The sequence below is a fragment of the Streptomyces sp. NPDC048411 genome (assembly GCF_040704695.1).
Taxonomy (GTDB): domain Bacteria; phylum Actinomycetota; class Actinomycetes; order Streptomycetales; family Streptomycetaceae; genus Streptomyces.
In genome coordinates this window covers 48,768-56,132 of sequence record NZ_JBEZKL010000045.1, presented here as the reverse complement: position 1 = coordinate 56,132, position 7,365 = coordinate 48,768, and the positions used below count along the sequence as shown (strand labels likewise).

The window sequence follows — 7,365 nt, the reverse complement described above, 5'->3', positions numbered from 1 at the left end:
CCAGACTCTTTTTCGTTTCCGTTTCCGGTCCGAATTTGATTCCGGTGGCCGTTGAAGTGGCCTTTGCCTTTCGGCGGATCCGACTTTATCAGAAGCGTTTCGACCGATCTAATCGGCTTCATTGCTTGAGATAGATAAAGGAATCAATGGCTCTACGGAAGCTTGGTTCCGTTGAGAGCGAGATAGATACTAGCCGTTGGGATCGAACCTGTCCAGTCCGACTCAACCGTTTGAATCTACCTCCCCCCGTCCACCATGTCAACGGTTTTTGGGGCGAGGAGAAGACTAGCAGGTCAGCGGGGTCGTACGCACCATCAGGCAGCGGCCGGGAGCTCGGCGCTCCGCTCGGTGGCGTCGAGGTCTCCTGCCTCTCCGGCTCGGGCCGCGCGGCCGCCGAGTATGTAGACATACGCGAGAAACGCCAGCTCGGCCGCGATGCCGATGGCGATACGGGCCCAGGTGGGCAGACCCGAGGGGGTGACGAAACCTTCGATCACGCCCGAGACGAACAGGACCAAGGCCAGACCGATGGCCATGCCAATGGCGGCTCGGCCTTGCTGCGCCAGGGCGGAGCGGCGGGTCTGCGGGCCGGGGTCGATGACCGTCCAGCCGAGGCGGAGGCCTGTACCGGCTGCGACGAATACCGCGGTGAGCTCGAGCAGGCCGTGCGGGAGGACCAGGCCGAGAAAGGTGTCGAGTCGGCCGGCCGACGACATCAGGCCGATGCCGACCGCGAGGTTGAGTACGTTCACGAAGAGGATCCAGATCACCGGCAGGCAGAGGAACGCCCCCAGGACCAGACACATCGCGGCGGCCTGAGCATTGTTCGTCCAGACCTGGGCGGCGAACGAAGCGGCCGGGTGGCTGGAGTAGTACGTCTCGTACTCCCCTCCGGGGCTTGTCATGCGGCGGAGGTCTTCAGGGGCGGCGATCGCCGCCTGGACCTCCGGGTGGGTGCCGATCCACCAGCCCATGAGTGCGGCCAGGAGCGTCGAGAGGACGGCCGTGGGTATCCACCAGTGCCTGGAGCGGTAGACCGCTGCGGGAAAGCCGGCGGTCAGGAAGCGGGTGGCGTCGCGCCAGGTGGCCAGGCGGGTGCCCGTCACCGTGGACCGGGCGCGGGCCACGAGCTGGGTGAGGCGCGCGGTGAGCATCGGGTCAGGGGCGCTGGACTGGATCAGTGAGAGATGGGTGGCCGTCCGCTGATAGAGGGCGACGAGTTCGTCGGCTTCGGCGCCGGTGAGACGGCGCCCGCGGTGCAGGAGGTGGTCCAGGCGGTCCCACTCGGTGCGGTGGGCTGTCACGAAGACGTCGAGATCCATGGTCGGCTGCTGCTCCAGGCATGGGTGCGTACGGGTCCGTACTACTGCGGCGCGCTGCGGGTCAGCTTGGCAGACTGACCTCCCGAGGGGCAGGGAAGGTCGGCGAAGGGTGGGCGGCAATGAGTGAGCTCGTGACCGGGGACGCGGTCGTGCTGGGGCTGAGGCCGGCGAAACTGCCGAGTCGGGCGCTGGCTCTGGCGATCGATCTTGTCGTGGTGTGGACGGTTTTCATCCTGGTGTCGATCGGGCTGACCGTCGCGACGGTGACGCTGGACGAGGCGGCGAGCGCGGCCATTGCCGTCGCCACGTTTCTGCTCGTGCTGGTGGGCGGGCCCATCGCGGTGGAGACGCTCAGCCACGGCCGTTCGCTGGGGAAGCTGGCGTGCGGGCTCCGGGTGGTGCGGGACGACGGCGGGCCGATCCGGTTCCGGCACGCGCTGGTGCGCGGGGCGATGGGGGTCGTCGAGCTTCTGATGACGCTCGGGGTCGTCGCATCCATCGCGTCGCTGGTGTCGGCGCGGGGGCGGCGGCTCGGGGATGTCTTCGCGGGGACGCTCGTCGTACGGGAACGGGTGCCTGCGGGGCGGGGTGTCGCCGTGCCGCCTCCGCCGCCATGGATGGTCGGACGGTTCGCCGGGCTTGATCTGTCGGCGGTGCCGGACGAGCTGTGGCTGGCGATACGGCAGTACCTGACGCGGATGAACCAGCTCGATGCGGAGGTGGGGTGGTCGATGGCCACGCGGCTGAGTGGGGAGCTGGCCGCGCGTACGGGGGTTCCTGTTCCGGAAGGGGTGCCGGCCGCGGCGTATCTGGCCGGCGTGGTGAACGAGCGGCAGGCACGGGACGCGCGGCGGGTGTTCGCCACTGCGCAGAGAGTTTCCCCGGAGGTCGCGGGTCCGCCTGTGGACGGACAGACAGGTCTGCACGTCGTCGGACAGAGCGGTATGGAGGGCGCGGGGGGCGTGCGGGCTGCGTCGGCGCCCATGGAGAGGCCGGCCCCTGTGGAACCCGTTAACCCTGGGGCTTTTGGCGTTTCCGAGGCGGACGGGTCCCCGGTGCGGACTCCGGGCACTGGGTTTGCGCCGCCTGCTTGAGGGGCTCACAAAATGGGAGTCCGATCAGCTCGGGGCGTCTGGTGCGTGCGATCGCAAGGCGCCGGAAGGTCCTCGGATGGGGTCTCCCCTGCTCGAACGAAGCTGAGAGCTTGGGGAAGGAGCTACTAGGGCATTTCGGCAACGCAGCGAGCGTGCGTGCCAGACGTCGCGAGCCGGGCGCCCATTTTGTGAGCTCCTCTTAGCGAGGGGAGGGCGGGGATTCCAGCTCTTCGAGCTCGATGCCGGGGGCCGAGAGGACCACGTCGCCGGCGATGTGGACGGTGTGCTGCTCACCCGTGTCCAAGGCGCTGACCTGGTATTCGTCCACCATCAGGGGGCCACTGTCAGTGGCATGCGCTTCACTGTTCACCAGGGCCCAGGACTGGTCGACGGTACGGGGGGCGAGGACGGGTTCCGTGAAGGCGACGAGGCGAACGCGGGTCGCGGGGGAACCGGGGGTGAGGCGCAGTAGTCGTGAGGTCGCGACGAGGAATGCGGGAGAGGTGCCGGTGAAGGCGTGGGCGCGGACATTGCCTTCGGTGGCATGGGTACCGGTCGGATCGGTGCGGACCCAGGTGACGCCTTCGAGGGCGGCTCCTCGGATCTGCCAGCTCGCGGCGTGGAGTTCGAGGCGAACGGGGCGGCCGAGTTCGTCGAGGGTGAGGTCGACGGAGCCCAGCTGATCGCCGGAGGGGGCGGTGGTCAGGGAGACGTAGCGCCAGCCGGAGGGGCCTGGGGCGCATTGGAAATGTTCTTGACCGAGGGGGGTGTGGTCGTGGGGATCATGGAGCGAATAACGGCCGCGGGGCATGGGGTCCTTCGGGTTCCTCGAGCTGTGCGGGTGCCGTACGGCGCAGGCCCCCGACACGGGGGTGCGGGGGCCTGCGCTCGTATCTGCTGCTGAAGGAAGGGCTGGTCCGTCCGTCAGGGCGGTTCCGGACCGGTCACCGGCCGGTCTGATCTGTGCCGCCGGCGGACGGGATCAGCGCCGGATCAGTAGCGGTAGTGGTCGGGCTTGTACGGGCCTTCGACCTCGACGCCGATGTAGGCGGCCTGCTCGGGGCGGAGTGTCGTGAGCTTCACGCCGAGCGCGGCGAGGTGGAGGCGGGCGACCTTCTCGTCGAGGTGCTTGGGCAGCACGTAGACGTCGGTCGGGTAGTCCTCGGGCTTGGTGAACAGCTCGATCTGGGCCAGGGTCTGGTCCGCGAACGAGTTGGACATGACGAACGAGGGGTGGCCCGTGGCGTTGCCCAGGTTCAGCAGGCGGCCCTCGGACAGCACGATGATGACCTTGCCGTCGGGGAAGGTCCACGTGTGGACCTGCGGCTTGACCTCGTCCTTGACGATGCCGTCGATCTTGGCGAGACCGGCCATGTCGATCTCGTTGTCGAAGTGGCCGATGTTCCCGACGATCGCCTGGTGCTTCATCTTGGCCATGTCGGCGGCCATGATGATGTCCTTGTTGCCCGTCGTGGTGACGAAGATGTCGGCCTGGGCGACGACGTCGTCGAGGGTGGCGACCTGGTAGCCGTCCATTGCCGCCTGGAGCGCGCAGATCGGGTCGATCTCGGTGATGATCACGCGGGCGCCCTGGCCACGGAGGGACTCCGCGCAGCCCTTGCCCACGTCGCCGTAGCCGCAGACAACGGCGGTCTTGCCGCCGATCAGGACGTCGGTGGCGCGGTTGATGCCGTCGATCAGGGAGTGGCGACAGCCGTACTTGTTGTCGAACTTGGACTTGGTGACGGCGTCGTTGACGTTGATCGCCGGGAAGAGGAGGGTGCCGTCGCGGTGCATCTCGTACAGCCGGTGCACACCGGTCGTGGTCTCCTCGGTGACGCCGCGGATCTCGGACGCCAGCTGGGTCCACTTCTGCGGGGCCTCGCCGAGGGTGCGGTTCAGCAGCGTGAGGATGTGGCCGTACTCCTCGCTGTCGGCGGTCGACGGGTCCGGGGCCGATCCGGCCTTCTCGAACTCGACGCCCTTGTGGACGAGGAGGGTGGCGTCGCCGCCGTCGTCGAGGATCATGTTCGGGCCGCCGGTGGGCGTGTTCGGCCAGGTCAGGGCCTGCTCCGTGCACCACCAGTACTCTTCCAGCGTCTCGCCCTTCCAGGCGAAGACCGGGACGCCGGCGGGGGCGTCCGGGGTGCCGTTCGGGCCGACGGCGATGGCCGCGGCGGCGTGGTCCTGGGTGGAGAAGATGTTGCAGGAGGCCCAGCGGACCTGGGCGCCGAGCGCGACCAGGGTCTCGATCAGCACGGCGGTCTGCACGGTCATGTGCAGCGAGCCGGTGATGCGGGCGCCGGCGAGCGGCTGTGCGGCGGCGTACTCCTTGCGGATCGACATCAGGCCGGGCATCTCGTGCTCGGCGAGCGTGATCTCCTTGCGGCCGAACTCCGCGAGGGAGAGGTCGGCGACCTTGAAGTCCTGTCGATTGGCGACCGTCGTCATAACGGGCTGCTCCTCGTAATGGGGTCGAGGGTGGATAGGGCCGGCTCTGCGGCGGCGGGCACACGAATGCCCGGGCGCTCGCAGCGCAGTCCGTCGGAGGCCCTCTCTCCCTCGCCCGGTCCGCAGGAGCGGAGCGGCCGACCGCCATCAGCAGCGACGTCTGACACTGTCACCGAATCTACACCGATCGGCCCAGTCGCTCCCAGCCCACTCGGGGCCGGGAGCGGTCAAAAGGGGGATCGGGAGGGTCAGTGGCCGGAATCGACCGGGTCGGTGTCGGGGGCCGTGGCCGGATTGGTGCCCGCGGCGGCGGCCGCCTCGTTGAAGATGTCCGGTTCAAGGTAAATGACCCGGGCGATCGGGACGGCTTCGCGGATGCGGGCCTCGGCGGCGTTGATGGCGTTGGCGACCTCGGTGGCGGTGTCGTCGTGCTGGACGGCGATCTTCGCGGCGACCAGCAGTTCCTCCGGGCCGAGATGGAGCGTACGCATGTGGATGATGCGGGTGACGGTTTCGCCGTCGACGACCGCGGCCTTGATCTTCTCGACCTGGTCGGTGCCGGCGGCCTCACCGAGCAGCAGCGACTTCGTCTCGGCGGCGAGGACGATCGCGATGATGATCAGCAGGGTGCCGATGCAGAGGGTGCCGATTCCGTCCCAGACGCCGTTGCCGGTCCCGAGGGCCAGGCCGACACCTGCGAGGGCGAGCACCAGACCGATCAGCGCGCCGAAGTCCTCCAGGAGGACGACGGGGAGCTCGGGGGCCTTCGCGCGGCGGATGAACTCCTTCCAGGAGAGCGATCCGCGGGTCTCGTTGGACTCCTTGATGGCCGTACGGAAGGAGAAGCCCTCGGCGATGATCGCGAAGACCAGTACGCCGACCGGCCAGTACCAGGCCTCGATCTCGTGCGGGTGCTTGATCTTCTCGTAGCCCTCGTACACCGCGAACATGCCACCGACCGAGAACAGGACGATGGAGACGAGGAAGGCGTAGATGTAGCGCTCACGGCCGTAGCCGAAGGGGTGCTGAGGGGTGGCTTCGCGCTGGGCCTTCTTGCCGCCGAGCAGCAGAAGCCCCTGGTTGCCCGAGTCAGCGAGCGAGTGGACGCTCTCCGCGAGCATCGACGACGAGCCACTGAACAGGAACGCCACGAATTTGGCCACTGCGATCGCGAGATTGGCGCCGAGCGCCGCCACGATCGCCTTGGTTCCGCCTGACGCACTCATGGGTGCCTGGTGTCCCTTCGTCAATGCTGCGGCCCTGGCGCCGCGGTACGGCCGGACATTGTTGCAGCCGCTGATTCGGACGGTACGTCAGGCCACCACTGTGGCGCGGAACAGTGTGCCGGTACCGGACGCTTCGACCGATTCGTCCGACGGCACGAAGACCGAGCCGCCGGGGGCGAGGTCAAGTGTGCCGACGCGAGGCGCACCGGCGGTGCAGAGCAGGATCTGCGGGGCGGACCTGGTCAGGTCCACGGGGGCGGCGCCGGGTGAGAGGTCGTAGCGCGACAGCCGGAATTCGTCGACCGGGGTCTCGTACAGCTCCTCTCCGGAAGGGGACGCCTCGGGACGCAGGATGCCGGGGTCGGTCGCCTCGAAGCGGACGACTGCGAGGAGCTCGGGGACGTCGATGTGCTTGGGCGTCAGTCCGCAGCGCAGCACGTTGTCCGAGTTGGCCATGATCTCCACACCGAGGCCGCCGAGGTAGGCGTGCGGGACGCCGGCGCCGAGGAACAGGGCTTCGCCGGGCTGGAGTTGCACGTGGTTCAGCAGCATCGCAGCGATGACACCCGGGTCACCGGGGTAGTGGTGTGCGATACGGGCGTACGGGGCGTGGGCGCCACCGAGGCGTTCGGCGGCGGCGGCCGCCGCCGTGACCGTCTCCGCCATCTCCGCGGGGTCGGCGGTGAGGATCGCCGTGAGCACTTCGCGGAGCGCCGCCTCTTCGGGGTGGGCTCCGAGCAGGTCGACGTACGGCTTGAGGGAGTCGACGCCGAGCGCCGCCATCGCCTCGGCAGCCTCGGTGGGCCGGCGGAAGCCGCAGAGGCCTTCGAAGGGAGTGAGCGCGCAGATCAGTTCGGGCTTGTGGTTGGCGTCCTTGTACGTGCGGTGGGGTGCGTCGATCGGGACGGACCGACGCTCCTCGTCCTCGTACCCCTTCTTGGCCTGCGCGAGGTCGGGGTGGACCTGGAGGGAGAGGGGGGCGCCCGCGGCGAGCAGCTTGAGGAGGAAGGGGAGACGGGGGCCGAACTTCTCGACCGTGGCCGGGCCCAGTTCACGCTCGGGGTCGGCGGCGATGATGTCGGTGAGGGGCTGCTCGGTGCCTGCTGTGCGGGTGAGGCGGGAGGGGGCTCCGGGGTGGGCTCCCATCCACATCTCGGCCTGGGGTTCGCCGGTGGGGGCGACACCGAGCAGTTCGGGGATGGCGGTGGTGGAGCCCCAGGCGTAAGGGCGCACGGTGTTGGAGAGCCGGTCCATGGAGATTTTTCGTCCTCG

Annotated in this window: 6 protein-coding genes; 1 reads left to right on the top strand and 5 read right to left on the bottom strand. The window is 68.6% G+C overall.

Translation table 11 applies throughout. The features are described from left to right. Positions 1 to 314 precede the first annotated feature (314 nt). Positions 315 to 1,322, bottom strand: coding sequence for a stage II sporulation protein M (locus AB0915_RS18185; protein WP_366692035.1), 1,008 nt, complete (start codon positions 1,320 to 1,322; stop codon positions 315 to 317). A 119-nt stretch (positions 1,323 to 1,441) separates the two neighbouring features. Between AB0915_RS18185 and AB0915_RS18180 the strand changes: the two genes are divergently transcribed. Beyond that, positions 1,442 to 2,416: an RDD family protein gene (locus AB0915_RS18180; protein WP_366692034.1), complete on the top strand. Its 975-nt coding sequence runs from the start codon at positions 1,442 to 1,444 to the stop codon at positions 2,414 to 2,416. 199 nt (positions 2,417 to 2,615) lie between these two features. Here AB0915_RS18180 and AB0915_RS18175 read toward each other — a convergent pair whose 3' ends face one another. The 4 genes from AB0915_RS18175 to manA all read right to left on the bottom strand — a co-directional run bounded on the left by AB0915_RS18175 (position 2,616) and on the right by manA (position 7,347). Next, on the bottom strand, positions 2,616 to 3,227 hold the full coding sequence (locus tag AB0915_RS18175; RefSeq protein WP_366692033.1) for a hypothetical protein: 612 nt from the start codon (positions 3,225 to 3,227) through the stop codon (positions 2,616 to 2,618). Between the two features lie 182 nt (positions 3,228 to 3,409). Continuing rightward, on the bottom strand, positions 3,410 to 4,867 hold the full coding sequence (ahcY, locus tag AB0915_RS18170; protein WP_366692032.1) for an adenosylhomocysteinase: 1,458 nt from the start codon (positions 4,865 to 4,867) through the stop codon (positions 3,410 to 3,412). A gap of 248 nt (positions 4,868 to 5,115) precedes the next feature. Further along, on the bottom strand, positions 5,116 to 6,093 hold the full coding sequence (locus AB0915_RS18165; protein ID WP_366692031.1) for a cation diffusion facilitator family transporter: 978 nt from the start codon (positions 6,091 to 6,093) through the stop codon (positions 5,116 to 5,118). 87 nt (positions 6,094 to 6,180) lie between these two features. Continuing rightward, positions 6,181 to 7,347 carry a mannose-6-phosphate isomerase, class I gene (gene manA, locus AB0915_RS18160; protein WP_366692030.1) on the bottom strand — a complete coding sequence of 389 codons (1,167 nt, stop codon included), beginning with the start codon at positions 7,345 to 7,347 and terminating at the stop codon, positions 6,181 to 6,183. Between the last annotated feature and the right edge of the window lie 18 nt (positions 7,348 to 7,365).